A 17,938-nucleotide genomic window follows, 5' to 3' on the forward strand; every position below is an offset into this window, starting at 1 on the left:
AGATACGTTCTCACATTTTCAATTTGCCGCTCTAAGTCATCTTTTTGTTTTTGACTCGATACTCGGCAATATCCAATTGTGATACGATTTTTAGGCTTTACATTCATTACTTGGTTAAGTTGTTCATCAGAATAATATCTATAACCACTTGCTGTAGTATGATGTGGATGAAGTTTTCCGTTAGCATCCCAATTTCGTAATGTCTGCGCAGATACACCTATAATCTTTGAAAATTTATGTATAGAATAATATTTACTCAAAGCGCTAGCTCCTTTCAATATTATTATACATCAGCAAACTATAAAAGTCAACATCTATTTATATAGTTTTATAAGTATCATTCGACAGTTATTAACCCCTGATTTTGTATATATCACCTATGTTCGCTCCAAACACTCGCTTACATTAATATTCTCTGCAATATACTGTGTCTGTTACTCAATTATCATCTTCAGCATTTTCATCGTATTTCAAGATATCTCCAGGTTCACATTCAAGAGCCTTACATATTCCAGCTAAAGTTGAAAATCTTATTGCATTCACTTTATTATTTTTTATCTTTGATAAATTCACATTTGAAATTCCAACATTTTCGGCCAGTTCATTGAGTGAAACATGGCGCCTTGCCATCATCACATCCAGCTCCAAAATTATCTTTCCCATTCAATACCCTCCTTATACAAGACCGTTAACATCTTTTTCAAGACTAGCACCATAAGCAAAATACTCGGAAAGACACAGAATAATAAGTCCATATATAAACTCATTTACTCCAACATCAAACGGCATAGATTCTGATGTAATCGAAGGAAAGAAAACTTTTACAACCAAAGTTGTTACAATCTTGAGAAATGGGATCAGAATTGAAAGAAAACCAATTCTTCTAATAAGCTTAACATTGCTTTCAGAAAAAGGCGACTCTGTATTAGTCTTCTTGAATATAAGATTAATACTTCTAAAAATAAGCGCTGCAATTGTCAATGCTATAATCGCCATTACAAGGCACAGACATACAACAAGCAGATAGTTATCTCTAGTCATCTCAATATTGTTGAATTTAAAACCAGATACAGTTTCATATTTAATCTTATCCTTGCAAATGATCAGTATGACTATAACAGCTGCCATAACTGCATCTATAACCCACAAGAACAACTCCATTGCTTTGGATAAAACAGCGGTAAAATTTCTAAGCTTTGATGATTTCATATATCTATCCTCCTAAGATAATAAGTCCCAAAATAGTAATAAATAAATTTAATGTTTTTTCGTCAATATCATACTACCCCTGCAATATATATATGTCAATAACTTTTTAATGTTAAACGATAATTTTTTTATCCTAGTTATTTGCATATTTAAAATACACTAAAGTTTTCTATCATAATTTAATAAAACATTAAAGAAAGCACAAAGCTTTAAATGCCTTGTGCTTTCTCTAAATATTTTGTTCTTGTCTTTACGAGAGTAATGTTTTATCATCTGCAAACTCTTCTCCGGAAGCTTTCGCAAATTTGCTGATAAGATCTTCTACTGTAAGCTTTTTCTTTTCTTCACCTTTGATGTCTAATATAACCTGACCTTCATTCATCATAACAAGCCTGTTTCCATAGTGAATAGCATCTTTCATGTTATGAGTAATCATGATAGTAGTCAGATTATCTCTTTCAACAACTGTCTTTGTAGCAGATAGAACTTTTTCAGCAGTTCTTGGATCAAGCGCTGCAGTATGTTCATCTAAAAGCAACACTTTAGGAGTCTGCATAGTCGCCATTAGAAGTGTAAGCGCCTGTCTTTGACCACCTGATAACAAGCCTACTTTTGATGTTAGTCTGTCTTCAAGTCCAAGATTTAATATCTTCAAACGTTCCTTAAACATAGCTCTTTCTTTTCTTGATACTCCAGCTCTAAACGGACTTCTGAAAAGGCCTCTCCTTGCTGCAAGTGCCATATTTTCTTCGATCTGCATAGTCGCTGCTGTTCCCGTCATTGGATCTTGGAACACTCTACCGACAAGAGATGCTCTTTTATAATCTGGAAGTCCTGTTACATCTATACCATCTATAAGGATACTTCCCTCATCAATTGGCCATACACCGGCAACAGCATTGAGCATAGTGGATTTACCTGCTCCATTACCTCCAATAACTGTTACAAAATCGCCTTCTTCAAGTGTTAAGTTTATACCATTTAAAGCGTGCTTTTCGTTGATTGTACCAGGATTAAAAGTCTTGCACACATTTCTTAATTCAAGCATTGCTTTTCTCATTATTCGCACTTCCTTTCCATATCTTTATCCTTCCCCGGAAGCCTTGTAATGTTATTTCTAGAAAGCTCTTTAGCCGAACGCTTTTTGGCTTTCGCAAAAGAAGCTTTTCTCTTTCCCTGAAGATATGGTACAGCAAGGAAAACAGCTACTATAACTGCTGTCAAAAGTTTTAGATAATTAGTATTAAGCTTCATCCATAGTACGACTTCTACTACGAGATAGTAGATTACTCCTCCCATAGTAATAAAGAAAAGTCTAACTGCAAAATTCATCTTTTTTCCAAATAAAGCATCACCTAATACTTCTCCGATGATAACAGCTGCAAGTCCTATTACAATTGCACCTCTTCCCATGTTGATGTCCACAAACCCCTGAAACTGTGCCATCAAACCACCTGAAAAAGCTATAATTCCGTTTGAAAGAGCAAGTCCTATAATCTTAGTAACACTGATGTTGATTCCATTTGCCTTTGCCATCTGCTGATTACAACCTGTTGCTCTAATTGCAGATCCCTGCTCTGTTCCAAAGTACAAATATAAAATTGCAATCAGTATAAGCGCAATTACTGCACCAATTCCAATTGCCTCACTTACAAATCTAGACGATAGCACAAGAGGATATGAATCTACACTTATCGCCTGATTTGCCTTCATTCCCATTATCGCAAGATTAATAGAATACAAAGCGTATTGTGTCAGTATTCCTGAGAGAATAACCGGAATTCCCAAACATACGTTAAGAACTCCAGTTACTGCTCCTGCCAATAGTCCAGCGATTACTGCTACAGCCATTGCAGATGCAGGACTCCATCCATTTAAAAGGAGCATTATAGTAACTGCTCCTCCTGTGGTAAAAGAACCATCTACAGTAAGATCTGCCTCATTCAGAAGGCGAAATGTTATAAATACTCCAAGTGCCATAACTCCCCAGATAATTCCTTGTGAGATACCATCTGGAAATCTGTTCAATAAACCTGATAATTTCAACGAACTAAAATATGCTGCCAATCCAACCATTGCTTCACCTTAATCCTTAATTTCTTCGTAACCATCTGGAATCTTAATTCCATATAAGTCGCAAAGCTTCTTATTGTACTTCTTTACAGGATTCTCATAGTACTCGATAGGCATCTTGGAAATGTCTTCTCCGTTAAGAATCTTAGCTGCCATCTTACCTGTTGTTACTCCAAGTTCATAATAATCAATTGAAAGAGTTGCAATACCGCATCCCTTACACATATTCTCTTCACCAGTTACAATCGGAACCTTTGCTGTTGTAGCTACGTTGTTAATTGCTTCTGTACAGGATGCTGCTGTATTATCTGTTGGAATATAGATAACATCATTGGAATCACATGCACTTTTAGTTACAGATGCAACATCATTGGAATCTGAGAAAGTATATACAGAAACGTTAAGACCTGCATCTTCAAGTTCCTTCTTCACAACCTTTGTCTGATACTCTGAATTTGCCTCAGCTGAGCAGTAAAGAATACCTACATTCTTAGCATCCGGAACAAGTTCCTGTACCATCTGAGCCTGCTTTGTAAGAGGCGCAAGATCTGATGTTCCTGAAATATTGCCTCCAACTGTTCCATTGAAATCCTTGATAGAAAGTGCAACTCCATACTCTGTTATAGAAGTTCCAAGAATCGGAATATCCTTAGTAGAAGAAGCTGCTGCCTGAAGCGCTGGAGTAGCGTTTGCGAGAATAAGATCAACATTCTCAGATGCAAAACCTGTACATATCGTAGTACACTGGGCACTGTCACCAGATGCATTCTGCTCTTCAAATACTACTTTATCGCCAAATTCCTCTGTAAGCGCATCCTTGAATCCTTTTGTAGCAGCATCAAGAGCCTGATGCTGAACAAGCTGACAAATTCCTACTGTATATTTCTTATCATCTGTTTTAGAAGAGTCTGAAGCTGATGCTGGAACTTCTTCATTATTTATTGTTGCATTTCCTTCTGTGGTTTTTCCTGCAGAACCACATGCTGACATGGACGCCAACATTGCAAGTGACATAGATACGGCCAATAGTTTTCTCACACAAAAATTATTTTTCATAATACAACCCTCCTGCTAGCCTGGCATATGACCTTAGCCAGACAATCAATATTTATTACTGTGACGCTTTGCACCATTAAAACCTATTTGTTTAATTGTAGTTTATAGCATAAAAAAAATCAAGTGAAAGGATAACAAAAAAGCTACCAGAAAATGCAAATCATAAATCATTTCCCGGTAGCTTAAATTTCAAATAAGTAATCGTAGATTAATCCCTTATTTCCTTCTTTATAGCATCAAGAAGCTCATCATAGCTTTCAAATGCTGGAAGTTCTGGATAATCATCTTTAATTTTCTGTGTAGAACGGAACAAGAATCCAGCCTTTGATGCCTGAATCATTCCCAAATCATTGTAACTATCACCGCTTGCAATTGTTTCATATCCGATAGACTGAAGTGCTTTAACTGTAGTCAATTTACTCTTTTCACAGCGCATCTTATAGCCTGTAATTTCACCATTTTCAGCTACCTCGAGACTATTGCAAAAGATTGTAGGCCATCCAAGTTTCTTCATAAGAGGTGTAGCAAATTCCTGAAATGTATCAGAAATAATGATTACCTGAGTAAGTGATCTAAGTTCATCCAAAAACTCTTTTGCTCCCGGCATAGGATCAATTGTTGCAATAGTTTCCTGGATTTCTTTAAGTCCAAGACCATGCTCTTTCAATATTCCAAGTCTCCACTTCATGAGCTTGTCATAATCTGGTTCATCTCTTGTAGTTTTCTTTAGTTCTGGTATTCCACTAGCCTTTGAAAATGCAATCCAGATTTCTGGAACCAACACACCCTCTAGATCCAAACATGTAATATACATTTTTCCTCTCCCTTTTTTGTCACAACGATTAAAATATTTACACAATATCTTTTAGTATATGGCATAGTCTCAAAAAGGTCAAAACTCTTCTTGATTACCAGATGACTATTAATTTTTTCGAAAAAGATTCCGATATAGTAAACGTCAGATATAGTAAAGTTAATGCTGCGTTTTACTAAACGTAGTAGTTGACTTATATATTCCCTTCTCCGAGTCCCTGTCTGTCCTGCAGATGGGGACTCTTTTTGCTAGCTTGACTGTTTTTTTAGTCATGGTATGATATTTTGTGGGGCAAAGGCTATATACCTTTGAAAAATCGTATGAAAAAGAGAGGACAAATTAATGAATAAATTACTTAGTGTAGCCATTCCTTGTTATAACTCACAGGATTATATGGAACACTGCGTTAATACACTTTTAACCGGTGGAAACCGCATTGAAATTCTTATCATTGATGATGGTTCCAAAGATAATACTCTAGAAATAGCTAAAAGACTTGAAAGCGAGCATCCTGATATTGTTCGCGCTATTCATCAGGAGAATAAAGGTCATGGCGGCGCTGTTATGACAGGTATAAAAAACGCCACAGCTCCTTATTTCAAAGTTGTTGACTCTGATGACTGGGTTGATACTAATGCGCTTCATAAGATTTTAGAGCTTCTTGATGGATTTCTTAAGATGAAAGAAGACGTAGATCTTCTTGTATCTAATTATGTTTATGACAAAGTTGGTGTAAAACACAAAAAAGTTATTAAGTATACCCACGCACTTCCTACAGATAAAATCATTACATGGGATGAGGCAAGACGATTCAAAAAGGGCCAGTACATTCTTATGCATGCTGCAATTTATCGTACCAAGGTTCTTAGAGATTGCGGATTAAATCTTCCAGAGCACACATTTTATGTAGATAATCTGTATGTTTACCAGCCACTTCCATATGTTAAAAATCTGTATTACACAGACACAGATTTTTATCACTATTTTATCGGGCGTGATGATCAGTCTGTTCAGGAGTCAGTCATGATTTCTAGAATCGACCAGCAGATACGAGTAAATAAACTCATGCTAGACAATACAGATTTAAATGCAATTCCCAACAAACACCTTGCAAGATACATGTACAGCTATGCTGAAATTATCACAATTATCTCTACGATTTTGCTAATAAAATCCGGCACAAAAGAAAATGCACAAAAAAAGAAAGAGCTGTGGGCTTACATCCGCAAGCAGCATCCTTCTTTCTATAAGAGAATAATGAAAGGTGTATTCGGTCCTGTTCTCAGATTAAAAGGAAAAACAGGAAGAGCTATACAGGTTGGTATCTATTCACTTGCTCAAAAACTATTTGGATTTAATTAATATGTCACTTACTAACGTCTCCTGTTTTTTATTGGAGGCGTTAGTACAGAAATGAAAAGTTCGTACTTTATCCTCATTATCATCCGGTCTATATATGCGATAAATTCTTCCATCTTGCTGATACTCATTTATTGGTTTTCTAGCTAAACCCTTATCAGGATTAACCAAAAAAGAATCATCTCCATATTTCGATAATCATTTTTGAATTATTCACTTCTTACTCACAAAGCTACACAGTTTACATTTTTTAGACGTTCTCCCAAATCTTTTTTTGCTCGTTCATATATGCTGCAACATCAATATCGTATGTTTTTTTTAGAATTTCTGAAGTAAATACTTCTTTCTTCTGCCCATCAGCGATTATTTGCCCGTCTTTCATAAATATCATATGCTTGGAAAGCTTTGCAGCAAGACCTATATCATGAAATACTCCTATAAGTGTATTCTTATAAACCTGTCCATCTGGCATAACAGTTTTTTCTCTGGACCACCTCTGCAAATACTCTAATAGTTCCGATTGATATTTTAAATCCAAATGGTTTGTTGGCTCGTCTAATAAAATAACTGGTGTTTCCTGAGCTATAGTTCTTGCTAGGAATACTCTTTGTAACTGACCGCCTGATAACTGATTAATCTGCTTATTATATATACCTGAAAGTCCCGTCATTTCCAAGCATCTATCTACCATTTCGATATCATGTGTATTTTTTATACCACCGCGAATGTACCTTCCCATTTCGACTGTTTCTTTAATCGTATAAGAAAAATACACATCTTGAAGTTGAGACATCATTGCTACGTAGGATGCTATTTCTTTTCTTTTCATTTTCGCTATATCATGTCCAAATATCTCTACTTTTCCAGTATATGGCAAAAGTCTGCTAAGGCTTCTTAGTAATGTTGTTTTTCCGCATCCATTTGATCCTAATATACTTACGGAACTTCCCTGCGCTATTGAAAACGATATATCATGTATTATATTTCTCTCTGGATGCTTAATAATATCCTTTTTATCACCATATCCTGATGACAAATTTGTCACAGATACGGCCAGCTGCTGTGTATTTATTTTCATAGCAATTGTTTTCCTCTACTTGTTTTGTATATCAATTGTTACTTTTAAGGCTTTTTTCAAAATAGAAGTTGTTTTTTCTTATCCTTTTTCATTTTTGATTCTTTGGTTTATTATTTTCTATTTTCTAATATTTCTATTATTATTTCTTCCTCTAAGATATATCCAGATGAAAAACGGTGCTCCAATAAGTGCTGTCACTGCGCCAACAGGGAGTTCTCTTGGAGAAAGAAGTGTTCTTGCAACCATATCACAGATAGCCATGAATGAACCACCTAGAAAAAACGTCATAGGAAGTACAATTCTATGTGATGATCCAAATATTCTCCTTACTATATGAGCAACGATAAGGTCTACAAAGCCTATTGTTCCCGAAAAGCACACAGATACTCCTGTAAGTAATGAGGCGGTCAAAAACAGTATTTTCTTGCATTTCTTTACGTCTACTCCAATTGAATATGCAGCTTCATCTCCAAAAGACAGCACATCAAGTGAACTAGATAGTAATACTAAAACGATTAAACATATAATGCATATAGGAAATAATACTTCGACGTGATACCACCTTCGTCCTGAAAACGAACCCATCTGCCACATCAAAAGTTTCTGAGAATGTTCGCCTGCAAAGGCGCTAACAAGTGTTAGTAATGCGTTTACAAATAAAGATACTACCATTCCCATAAGTATCACTGTATGACTATGTAAATTGGAATCTATCTTCACAGAAAACGCCAGAACTGCCAACACAGTTACAAAACCGAATATAAATCCGAATGTTGGAAGCAGAAAATACCCCAACGCCTTTATTGTAAACTCTGTTACGATTATAATAGCTGCTCCTAGGCATGCTCCGCTTGATACTCCAAGTGTATACGAAGAAGCCAATGGATTCTGCAATACTGCCTGCATAACAGCTCCTGATAAAGCAAGTGCTCCCCCTACGCAAAAAGCCATAAAGACACGTGGCATTCGAATTGTCCACAAAATAGAAACAAGTGACGAATCTATTGAATGAGGTATATCTATGCCCATCACTTTGCACCCTATAATAGTAAGTACATCGCCTACATTCACATTTACAGAGCCTATTCCTATACACAATGCCACTGAAAAAATGGTAAACAATATGACAAAACATGCCAAAATCATGTTTCTACTACGATTTATCATACTTTTATTTTTTAAATACTTAGTGTTTTCTTCATTTCTCATAATTGTATTTCCGTTCTTAAATATTAAATTTTTACTTATATAATATCACTTTGAAGGAACAAAAAAACAAGCGAATTCCCGGCCTTTGCTTGTTGACATTTGCCGAAAATTCGCTATAAACTCATTATTAACTATTGTTTTTATAAAATATAGGTTTTTATTTTGCTGCAAACGGATCTTTTACATCCTTATAAACATCAGGGTAAATATCTTTTGCAATTTCAATCATAGCACTTACAACATGCTGATTTGGCTGATTGATTTCATTGCTCATTGCAAGAAGATATACGTCTTTGTTTTTAATCGCATTTACATTTTCCCATCCCTGAAGAGAAATGAGTGTTTTTACTACATCAGGTGTATATGAATCTGTTGTAATAATAACGTCAGGATTAAATGCAATTGCTGCTTCTTCTGTGAAAGAAGGCCACTGTTCTGACTCTCCTGCGACATTCTTTGCACCAACTAATGTGAAGATTTCATCAATATATGTTCCTTTTCCTGCGCTGTAAATGGAAGGATAGTCAGGTGTAGGTGTGCTAAGCTCATAAAGAACGCTCTTTTTGTCACTATCAGAAATTGACTTTGCTTTTTCTGAAATTTCAGAGATTGCATCGCTCATATCTTTAACAATTTTCTCAGCCTCAGTGGACTTACCTGTACAGTTACCAATAAACTCGATGCTATCTTCAATTTCTTTGATAGAAGTTGCTGTAGGAATATCTGCAAGGCATACTCCAGAGTCGCGAACAGAACTGTAAACATCTTCGCCCTTGGAATAGCTCATTCCTGTTGTGAAAATAATATCTGGAGAAAGTGCTACGATAGCCTCCTGATCTGGAGCCATCATATCATATGCTGGAATATCCTTACTAAGTTCAGTTCCATAATACTGCTGAGAATATGTATCGCAGGCTACAATCTTGTCACCAAGTCCAAGATCTACAAGAAGACGTGTTGTAGAAGGTGCCATAGATACAATAGTTGTAACTTCTTCAGGAACTTTAATGTCATTTCCTGCAAGGTCTTTAGAAGGAACCGCACCTGTTACATTTTCTTCAGAAGATTTTGCATCATCGTTAGATGCGCTTTCTTCTGCGTTTGCATCCTTGTTTTCTGCGTTTTCATCCTTGTTTTCAACACTTTGAGAATCACTTGCACTGCTTTCTGTTTTGGAATCTTTACTACATCCAGTAATAAGTGAAAGCGCTGTAGATACAGTAAGAATCGTTGCTAGAAATTTCTTTTTCATAATATTTTCTCCCTTTCCTGGCAGATAACCTCTCTTGCCAGATAAAGAAGAAAACACCAAACAAAGCCTTATCCTTATACAAAAGATAAAGCATTACGGCGCTTCTCTGGTCGCGGAGAAGTATCATTGCCTTTATAAACTGGCAGGTATCTGACTTTAGAAAACCGGCAAAAAATTGTAAAATTGCCCAAGAAAAAATCTCTTTCCATATCCAGTGAAAAAAGGATTTTTTGATTTTCACATACAGTAGCGGCACTGTTCAGGATTTGCACCTGATTCCCTATTAGTTTTGCTGCCGCCGGATAGCGGTAGCAAAAACCAGTCTACATTTATGTTCCATTAAACTGCAAACAGATTATCATACCTTTGAAAATTTGGCAAACCCATTACAGCACTTTTTAATAGATCATTTATTTATGTATTCATATCTTTAGTTTGTTTTTGTAACAATTTCACCGGCATGTTTCAAAGCTTCCTCGATATGAGGTTTAAAGTGTTCTTTACCTACAAGTTCAACGAAACCGGCTTTTTTCATTGTAACCATAGGCTGCTCATTTACATGAGAAAATACAAGCTGAATATTCTTCTTATTACATCTTTCATAGAGTTGCTCGAAAGAATGCATTGCAGTAGCGTCGATTGCAGGTACACCTCTCATTCTTATAACAAGTACCTTTGTAAAATCTTTAAATCCGATTTCCGCTATTCTGTCTGCATCTCCAAAGAACATAGGTCCTGTAATTTCATATACACGCACATGCTTTGGTACATTTTTAAGTTCAAGTCCATCTGGATCATTTTCAGGATCATAATACTTCCATCCAAGTATTCTGGATTCTTCACTCATTCTCTTCATGAACAAGATACATGCCAGAACCATTCCTACTTCAATTGCAACTACAAGATCGAATACAACAGTCAGTACAAAAGTAAGCACCAATACGATGATATCGCTCTTTGGAGCAGTTTTGCATAAATGTGTAAATGTTCTCCACTGACACATATTGTAGGCTACCATGAACAAAATAGAAGCGATTGTTGGCATTGGAATAAGTGCTGCATATGGCATTAATACTACCAGTACGAGTACAAGGCAGATTGAGTGAACAATTCCTGCTATAGGAGTTCTTCCCCCGTTTTTTATATTAGCTGCTGTTCTGGCAATTGCACCTGTTGCAGGGATTCCTCCAAACAAGGCTGAACCAATATTTCCAAATCCCTGAGCTACAAGCTCCATATTGGAACGATGTTTTGAATCTATCATACTATCAGCAACTACACATGATAAAAGAGATTCAATAGCAGCAAGAATAGCTATTGTAAATCCATCACTTAAAGAAAGTTTAATGGTTTCGAAATCAAACTGTGGAAGTCTAAATGCCGGAAGATTTCCCTTTATAGTATATAAATCTCCAATTGTATTAACCTTAAGTCCCAATCCTTTAACCATGAGGATTCCTGCAAATACCGCTATAAGTGAGCCAGGTATCTTATCATTTATCTTAGGCCAAAAAATCTGGATAAGAAGACATATAACACCTACTATAAGTGCACTTAAATTTAACGTTCCAATATTCTTCAATATTGCTATAACTTTATCAGAAGTTTCAATGGTTACTGTTCCCTTAGGAAAAGAAAGTCCCAGAAAATCTTTTATCTGACCAATGAGAATAGTCAGCGCAATACCTGCTGTAAACCCTGTCGTAATAGTATATGGAATAAACTTAATAAGTGATCCCAATCTGAACAAACCCATTAATACAAGTAAAATACCTGCAATTATCGTAGCAATAGCAAGTCCATCCATTCCTTTGCTGGCTACAATTCCTGCAACAATAGTCGCAAACGCAGCAGTAGGTCCAGCAATCTGAACTCTGCTTCCTCCAAGAAAAGAAATAATAAATCCAGCTACAATAGCTGTATATAAACCCTCCTCAGGACCAACACCTGAAGCAAGCGCAAGCGCAATAGAAAGCGGCAAAGCTATAATAGCTACTATTATTCCTGCTATTACATCAGTTGTAAACTGCTTTGCATTATACCCTTTCATTGAAGTAAACAACATTGGTTTTAGTTTCTCGTTTTCCATTTACCTATCCTTTTCTTTGTAAACTTTATTCGCCTGGATCACTTTTAATACAATAGATTTATCTTTGACCAAACAGTAAAATATTCTAAACCTAATATCGTCACTTTTCAATTATTTTTTATTATAATTCTTTTCTTATTTTCTCACCCTGAGGAGTAACTGCCAGTCCGCCTTTACCGGTTTCTCTTATTTCACTGCTCATACAATGACCTATAAGCTTCATTGCATCGAACACTTCATCTGCCGGAATCCTGGAAGTTATCCCAGCAAGCGCCATGTCTGCTGAAGATATTGCATTTAGTGCACCTACCACATTTCTTTTTACACAAGGAACTTCTACAAGACCTGCAACAGGGTCACAGGCAAGACCCAGAAGGCTTTTGAGGGCAAGCGCCGACGCATTTGCTATATCATCGTTTGAGCCATTCTTCAAAAAAGCCACTGCACCTGCTGCCATTGCACTTGCTGATCCAATCTCTGCCTGACATCCGCCTTCTGCTCCCGAAAGCGAGGCTCTTTTGGCTATAACTCCGCCTATCCCAGCTGCAATATACAAAGCCTTTGTCATATCTTCATCTGTGTAGTTATATTCTTCCTGAAGTGTTAACAAAACAGCAGGAAGTACGCCACAAGATCCTGCTGTAGGACAAGCCACTATTCGCTTCATGCATGCATTTGACTCAGCAATTTTTAAAGCTTTCTCCATGATTCGTCCCATAAAATCCCCAACAAGAAGTTCACGATTCATACGCCTTTTTTCAATTTTGCCAGCTTCTCCTCCAACAAGCCCGCTTCTTGAACGAAGCTTAGGATTATATGACTTTTCACTGCTCTTCATTGCTTCATACATTTTTTTCATAAGAGAAAATGATTCTTCTTCAGAAATATTCTCCTCATGACAGTCTTCTTTTTGAATCACTTTCCATAATGGAAGGTTCATTTTCTGACTGTCTTCTATCAATTTATTTATTGAATCGTACATTTTTTATCTCCAACTAATCCGTACATATATCACAGTAAGTTTTATCATCAGATTTCTGTCTGGCTGGAATAATAAGTCACCTTCTCTATTCCTTCAAGATGTTCAAGCCAGTGTATCGAGGATTTTGGTACTTCCTGATCGCATTCTACTATCATAACGGCATGTGCACCTCTACCACTTCTATAAAGCTGCATAGTCGCAATATTTATAGATTTATGCTGCAGCATACTGGTCACTTCTGCCACATGTCCAGGCTGATCCAAGTTGTGGACTATAAGCGTCGGATAATCTCCGCTGAAATTTGCAGTAAGACCATCTAATTCGTTAACCATTATCCTTCCGCCGCCTATACTAGATGCCACTACTTCAAGTTCTTTTCCCGAAATACCTTTTAAAATAAGCTTCGTAGAATTTGGATGCGCATTCTCTCCCAAGTCTATTTTGTCAAAACTAATGGTCATTTTCTTTTCTTTAGCCAAATCAAAAGACAAAGGAATCCTGTCATCATCAACATTTAATCCTAGAAGACCTGCTACAATAGCACAGTCTGTTCCATGTCCTTTTCCTGTTGTCCAAAAAGAGCCATGAAAAAGAATCCTAGCCTCTTTAACATCTTCATCCATAAGTCTTCGTGCAACTCGTCCTATCTTGACTGCACCTGCTGTATGTGAACTTGATGGTCCGACCATTATAGGTCCAATAATATCAAATATATTCATCTCGCCCTCACAAAAAAAGGAGCAGATTTACCTGCTCCATCGCATATTGTTATATCGAGATTATATCATCTGATTTTGGAAAACGCCAATTAATAACAACATTTTACTTTAAAATAAACAAACAATTAACCAATTGTATATTTTTTGGTTTCGCTTAAGGGTTTACGTAGTATAATAAGATGATATGGGCGCAAAAAATAAAATTATATGCTTGTATGTTTAACTTTTTGTTTTTATGCTCCGTATATCATCTTGTCCAAAATTACTTTTGATTATAAATTATCGAATACAATGAAAGGAATTATATGTCAGTCAACGCACCAACTAATCCCAAAAATGCAAGGCGAATTTCTGCGCTTTTTCTCATCATATGTTTATGCATGCTACCACTAGGTGGATGCAGTAATAAATCAAAAGAAGTTGTCCCAAGCGGAGTAAGTGCTACCCCAATAGAAAGCAGTGTATCTGGTAATGGAGCATCTAACGAAACAGATAATGCTGCTACTACTTTTACCAGCTTATCACCTGATTCAAACGCAGAAGCAGAGTCTTTAGCAAATATAGATTCTACCATGCAGGCATCAGATAACGCATCCTCTGAATTGTCAACTTCCACATTCACAGTAAAGGGTTCCGCTTCAACAGCCGGAAGTGTATTCAAAATTGCAGGTAAACCTGCTGTAGTAAAAAGTGCAAAAGTTGATAAAAACGCCAAAGCAGAGGACAACTCCATGCAGCAGGCACCTACAAACTCCGCCGGTACAGAAGTAAACATGTCAAATGCACTTACCAAAAAGAGCAGTAACTCAAATGCATCTTCAAGTAATTCTAATGACAATTCTGATACTGACAAAGCGCAAAATTCAGCATTTGAAACAACCAATGCAACCTACGGAATTGATGTATCCAGCTACCAAGGTGTTATCAACTGGAAAAAAGTCGCAGCAACAGGCACTAATTTCGCTATCATAAGGGTTGGATACCGCAATAATCAGGGCGAGATTATAGAAGATGTTAACGGAAGATACAACCTTCAGGAAGCCACAAAGAACGGAATAAAAGTCGGAGCTTATTTTTTCTCAAGAGCAATCAGTAAAGACGAAGCCATAGAAGAGGCAAATTTTGTCTTGAAACTTATTGACGGTTATTCTATAACATATCCTGTAGCCTACAACTGCGAAGGTTATAGCAAGGAAAGCAGCAGACAGTACGGAATTTCAGTAGATGACAGAACTTCATTTGCAGTAAGTTTCCTTGATACAATACGAAATGCAGGATATAAATCCATGTTCTATGCCTCTGTAAATGAGCTAAAAGATAATAGAGACTGGAATGCAAATACGCTTTCTGCAAATAATAAAATATGGGTTGCCTACTATCCATCAGATTCAAAGGTAACTTCACCAAAATATTCCGGAAGCTTTGCTATGTGGCAGTATACTGCCAAGGGAACTGTAGATGGTATAGACTCCAAGGTGGATGTTGATATTGCGTATTTTGGATATTCAGGAACAAATAATGCCAAAAATGCATCTTCTGCAACAGAAGTTTCTGCAAATATGGAGTCAGGCATGACCTTTACCGATGTGAATGAAAGTGTTACTGCAAAGACTCTTGTAAACCTAAGAGACAGACCCAGCACTTCTTCTAGCAGCCAGGTCGTAACACAGCTTCCAAATGGAACTGTTGCCACAAGAACAGGATATAGCAATATTACCGGATGGAGCAGAATAGTTTACAATAATCAGACTCTTTACTGCGTAAGCAGTTACCTTACAACAGACCTTAATTACAAAAAGGACTCTAATGAAGGAACCACAGGGGCAGACAATTCCGGGGCTGGCACTCAGAATAGCGATCAAACAAATCAAACTGATACATCCAGCGCTCAGAATGTTCAGACACCTTTTGAGAACTGTAATGAGCAGGTTACTCCTAAGAACACTATAAATCTTAGAAGCCTGCCTTCTGTTACTAGAAGCGATTGCGTTGTTGTTTGCACAGTTTCTAACGGAACTGTTTTAAACAGAATAGGAATAAATAAAGATTTGGGATGGAGCAAGGTAGTTTACAATGGCCAAACGCTCTATTGTGTAAGTAGTTACCTTGTTTCTGTAAACCAATAGAAGGGAGATTAAAGTGAAAAAATATTCACTCAAAAAAAGAGTATTAAACATTGTTTTAATTCTCAGTATTGTTATTTCTTCAGTATTCTTTTCACCTGTTTTTATAAGCAGTGCAGAAGAATCCAGTGAAGGCACAATAATCCGAAACACAACATTTACCAGCACTTCTGAAATGAAGAAAAAAGCCAAAATAAAAAACATTTCAGACTGGTCACCACTTTACCTCACACAGGTCGAAAACACATTCTGGACATTTGCATCTGAAAAAGAATATGGCCAGGAAAAGCTTTCACTTAATCTAGTAAAAAATGCGTATAGAAGTCTTGAAATGATGCTTGATAACGGATACACCTACAGTTATAAGCAGCTTGATGCCTATACCAAGGAATACCTTCAGAAAAAAGAAGGTCAAAAAGACGGCTTCTATAACATACTTACAGATTGTATGAAGAATCCTTACATAAAGGGACATCCTGAAGCAGAAGTTACAGCAACAACCTACAATGGAAGAGATTATTCACAAGTATTCGATGCTTCTTACTACTATAACAACAACCCTGATCTTCAAGCTGAAATCGGAAATGATCCAGCTAAACTCTTAAAGCACTTTGTAGAAGTTGGTATCAATCAGGGAAGACGAGGAAATGAAGCTTTCGATGTACACGCATATAAGGCTGCAATAGATCAGAACCTCCAGAACGAGATTCTTTCTTCTGAACTTTGGAAATCACAAAAAAAGGGAGCTACTGCCCCTCTTGCCGTTTACAGCTATAGCCTTGCTAACTATTATGGACTTTTCCTTGGTCACTACAAATATGATGATGATAAAGATGCTTCTGCAGATTTGAATTCCAATAAAAAGGCCCCTACAAGTAACGGAACTTATAACGAAACATCACTTGTAAGTGTCTACACAGGTCTTCCTACTACAAGCAAACTTGCAAACCAGAGACCACTCGCTGTCATGATGCCAACAGATGCAGCTGCCCAGCCTTCCTACGGAATTGGAAATGCTGATATCCTTTATGAAATCATGGAAGAAGGCAACATCAGCCGTCAGATGGCTATTATTAACGATTGGCAGAATTTAAAGAGAATTGGAAACCTCAGAAGTACCAGACTCTACTATACCTATGCTTCAAGAGAATGGGATGCTCTCCTTGTTCACTTTGGAGGTGTATTCTACCTCAAAGGAACTATCGATTCTCCTGATATGAATAACATCTCAGGAACCTACGAATGGGGAACAGGCGGTGCAGCTCCGGGAGCCGGATATTTCTTTAGAACAAACGACAGAAAAGCACCTCATAACGCATATATCTCTGCAGAAGGAATCAAAAAAGCCTGCAGAAAACTTGGATACAGCCAGAGTCTTAGAAGCGGATTATATAATCCAAAACACTTTACATTCAGTAAAACAACAAACAACCTTTCACAGTATCCAAATGCTCAGACTGCTAATACAATTGATTTAAGTAATGTGTTCAGCTATACCAAGTCAAAGCTTACCTATGATGCTGCAACAGGTACCTATAAAAAGTACCTGCATGGAAAAGCACAGGTTGATGCACTTACAGGTACACAATTAAGGTTTACAAATGTTCTGGTTCAGAATACCAGCTGGAAAAAGATGGACAAAAAAGGTTATTTGGGATTCAACATGCTCGATTCAACAAGAGATGGCTACTACTTTACAAAAGGAAAATGCATCCATGTAACCTGGTTCAAATCAGACGCCTATGAACCTACTAAATATTTTGATGACAACGGAATGGAAATCGAACTTAACCCTGGAAAAACTTACATTGCAGTTGCCCAGGAAGGCAAGAAAGTGATTTTCAAGTAAAATCAACTGCGAGTTTCTGAATATAAGTGACAAGAAGTCATGACTTCTTGCTGAGATTTAGGATAATCATCAGCAAGAATCCTGCTTTGCAGGACAAAATTTGTCTTAACGACAAATTTTGGTCTG

Annotated in this window: 16 protein-coding genes and 1 riboswitch; of the genes, 3 read left to right on the plus strand and 13 right to left on the minus strand. The window is 36.8% G+C overall.

Annotated features, from left to right (window positions below; genetic code table 11):
• From G634_RS0113425 to thrH, 7 genes are all read right to left on the minus strand, one after another.
• Window positions 1–260 (minus strand): MerR family transcriptional regulator (locus G634_RS0113425; protein WP_035800119.1); only part of this gene is annotated, 260 nt, incomplete at its 3' end.
• A 178-nt stretch (window positions 261–438) separates the two neighbouring features.
• Window positions 439–663 (minus strand): helix-turn-helix domain-containing protein, encoded by a 225-nt coding sequence (locus G634_RS0113430; protein WP_026505717.1) that lies wholly within the window; start codon window positions 661–663, stop codon window positions 439–441.
• A gap of 12 nt (window positions 664–675) precedes the next feature.
• The gene (locus G634_RS0113435; RefSeq protein ID WP_026505718.1) at window positions 676–1,209 is read right to left on the minus strand and encodes a DUF2975 domain-containing protein; all 534 of its coding nucleotides are present in this window, start codon (window positions 1,207–1,209) and stop codon (window positions 676–678) included.
• Between the two features lie 250 nt (window positions 1,210–1,459).
• The gene (locus G634_RS0113440) at window positions 1,460–2,257 is read right to left on the minus strand and encodes an ABC transporter ATP-binding protein (RefSeq protein WP_026505719.1); all 798 of its coding nucleotides are present in this window, start codon (window positions 2,255–2,257) and stop codon (window positions 1,460–1,462) included.
• Window positions 2,258–2,268: 11 nt separating this feature from the next.
• A complete protein-coding gene (locus G634_RS19285; protein WP_051234004.1) occupies window positions 2,269–3,285 on the minus strand; it encodes an ABC transporter permease in 1,017 nt (338 codons plus the stop codon).
• A gap of 9 nt (window positions 3,286–3,294) precedes the next feature.
• Window positions 3,295–4,338, minus strand: a complete 1,044-nt coding sequence (locus tag G634_RS0113450) for an ABC transporter substrate-binding protein (RefSeq protein WP_026505720.1) — start codon at window positions 4,336–4,338, stop codon at window positions 3,295–3,297.
• Between the two features lie 208 nt (window positions 4,339–4,546).
• Window positions 4,547–5,152, minus strand: coding sequence for a bifunctional phosphoserine phosphatase/homoserine phosphotransferase ThrH (gene thrH, locus G634_RS0113455; protein ID WP_026505721.1), 606 nt, complete (start codon window positions 5,150–5,152; stop codon window positions 4,547–4,549).
• 342 nt (window positions 5,153–5,494) lie between these two features.
• Here thrH and G634_RS0113460 point away from each other — a divergent pair, with 342 nt between their 5' ends.
• Entirely contained in the window at window positions 5,495–6,514 is a 1,020-nt protein-coding gene (locus G634_RS0113460) for a glycosyltransferase family 2 protein (protein WP_026505722.1), read from the plus strand.
• 247 nt (window positions 6,515–6,761) lie between these two features.
• Here G634_RS0113460 and G634_RS0113470 read toward each other — a convergent pair whose 3' ends face one another.
• The 6 genes from G634_RS0113470 to sdaAB all read right to left on the minus strand — a co-directional run bounded on the left by G634_RS0113470 (window position 6,762) and on the right by sdaAB (window position 13,840).
• Window positions 6,762–7,589 (minus strand): ABC transporter ATP-binding protein, encoded by an 828-nt coding sequence (locus G634_RS0113470; RefSeq protein ID WP_081676634.1) that lies wholly within the window; start codon window positions 7,587–7,589, stop codon window positions 6,762–6,764.
• 117 nt (window positions 7,590–7,706) lie between these two features.
• On the minus strand, window positions 7,707–8,798 hold the full coding sequence (locus G634_RS0113475; protein WP_081676635.1) for a FecCD family ABC transporter permease: 1,092 nt from the start codon (window positions 8,796–8,798) through the stop codon (window positions 7,707–7,709).
• A 157-nt stretch (window positions 8,799–8,955) separates the two neighbouring features.
• Entirely contained in the window at window positions 8,956–10,050 is a 1,095-nt protein-coding gene (locus G634_RS19290; RefSeq protein WP_155830595.1) for an ABC transporter substrate-binding protein, read from the minus strand.
• Window positions 10,051–10,174: 124 nt separating this feature from the next.
• A riboswitch (cobalamin riboswitch) is annotated at window positions 10,175–10,388 on the minus strand.
• A 92-nt stretch (window positions 10,389–10,480) separates the two neighbouring features.
• The gene (locus G634_RS0113485) at window positions 10,481–12,139 is read right to left on the minus strand and encodes a SulP family inorganic anion transporter (protein ID WP_026505726.1); all 1,659 of its coding nucleotides are present in this window, start codon (window positions 12,137–12,139) and stop codon (window positions 10,481–10,483) included.
• A gap of 121 nt (window positions 12,140–12,260) precedes the next feature.
• Window positions 12,261–13,121 (minus strand): L-serine ammonia-lyase, iron-sulfur-dependent, subunit alpha, encoded by an 861-nt coding sequence (gene sdaAA / locus G634_RS0113490; protein WP_026505727.1) that lies wholly within the window; start codon window positions 13,119–13,121, stop codon window positions 12,261–12,263.
• Window positions 13,122–13,168: 47 nt separating this feature from the next.
• Window positions 13,169–13,840 (minus strand): L-serine ammonia-lyase, iron-sulfur-dependent subunit beta, encoded by a 672-nt coding sequence (gene sdaAB, locus G634_RS0113495; RefSeq protein WP_026505728.1) that lies wholly within the window; start codon window positions 13,838–13,840, stop codon window positions 13,169–13,171.
• A gap of 305 nt (window positions 13,841–14,145) precedes the next feature.
• Here sdaAB and G634_RS19300 point away from each other — a divergent pair, with 305 nt between their 5' ends.
• Window positions 14,146–15,966 (plus strand): glycoside hydrolase family 25 protein, encoded by a 1,821-nt coding sequence (locus G634_RS19300; RefSeq protein ID WP_155830596.1) that lies wholly within the window; start codon window positions 14,146–14,148, stop codon window positions 15,964–15,966.
• 13 nt (window positions 15,967–15,979) lie between these two features.
• Window positions 15,980–17,812, plus strand: a complete 1,833-nt coding sequence (locus tag G634_RS20490; RefSeq protein WP_051234011.1) for a DUF3048 domain-containing protein — start codon at window positions 15,980–15,982, stop codon at window positions 17,810–17,812.
• Window positions 17,813–17,938 lie beyond the last annotated feature (126 nt).

Origin of the sequence: Butyrivibrio sp. NC3005 (genome assembly GCF_000424545.1) — a bacterium.
Taxonomy (GTDB): Bacteria; Bacillota; Clostridia; order Lachnospirales; family Lachnospiraceae; genus Butyrivibrio.

What these genes read in the sequence shown, in the direction of transcription:
- G634_RS0113430 (WP_026505717.1), bottom strand. Translation starts at nt 663, where the DNA reads ATGGGAAAGATAATTTTGGAGCTGGATGTGATGATGGCAAGGCGCCAT.
- G634_RS0113435 (WP_026505718.1), bottom strand. Translation starts at nt 1,209, where the DNA reads ATGAAATCATCAAAGCTTAGAAATTTTACCGCTGTTTTATCCAAAGCA.
- G634_RS0113440 (WP_026505719.1), bottom strand. Translation starts at nt 2,257, where the DNA reads ATGCTTGAATTAAGAAATGTGTGCAAGACTTTTAATCCTGGTACAATC.
- G634_RS19285 (WP_051234004.1), bottom strand. Translation starts at nt 3,285, where the DNA reads ATGGTTGGATTGGCAGCATATTTTAGTTCGTTGAAATTATCAGGTTTA.
- G634_RS0113450 (WP_026505720.1), bottom strand. Translation starts at nt 4,338, where the DNA reads ATGAAAAATAATTTTTGTGTGAGAAAACTATTGGCCGTATCTATGTCA.
- thrH (WP_026505721.1), bottom strand. Translation starts at nt 5,152, where the DNA reads ATGTATATTACATGTTTGGATCTAGAGGGTGTGTTGGTTCCAGAAATC.
- G634_RS0113460 (WP_026505722.1), top strand. Translation starts at nt 5,495, where the DNA reads ATGAATAAATTACTTAGTGTAGCCATTCCTTGTTATAACTCACAGGAT.
- G634_RS0113470 (WP_081676634.1), bottom strand. Translation starts at nt 7,589, where the DNA reads ATGAAAATAAATACACAGCAGCTGGCCGTATCTGTGACAAATTTGTCA.
- G634_RS0113475 (WP_081676635.1), bottom strand. Translation starts at nt 8,798, where the DNA reads ATGAGAAATGAAGAAAACACTAAGTATTTAAAAAATAAAAGTATGATA.
- G634_RS19290 (WP_155830595.1), bottom strand. Translation starts at nt 10,050, where the DNA reads ATGAAAAAGAAATTTCTAGCAACGATTCTTACTGTATCTACAGCGCTT.
- G634_RS0113485 (WP_026505726.1), bottom strand. Translation starts at nt 12,139, where the DNA reads ATGGAAAACGAGAAACTAAAACCAATGTTGTTTACTTCAATGAAAGGG.
- sdaAA (WP_026505727.1), bottom strand. Translation starts at nt 13,121, where the DNA reads ATGTACGATTCAATAAATAAATTGATAGAAGACAGTCAGAAAATGAAC.
- sdaAB (WP_026505728.1), bottom strand. Translation starts at nt 13,840, where the DNA reads ATGAATATATTTGATATTATTGGACCTATAATGGTCGGACCATCAAGT.
- G634_RS19300 (WP_155830596.1), top strand. Translation starts at nt 14,146, where the DNA reads ATGTCAGTCAACGCACCAACTAATCCCAAAAATGCAAGGCGAATTTCT.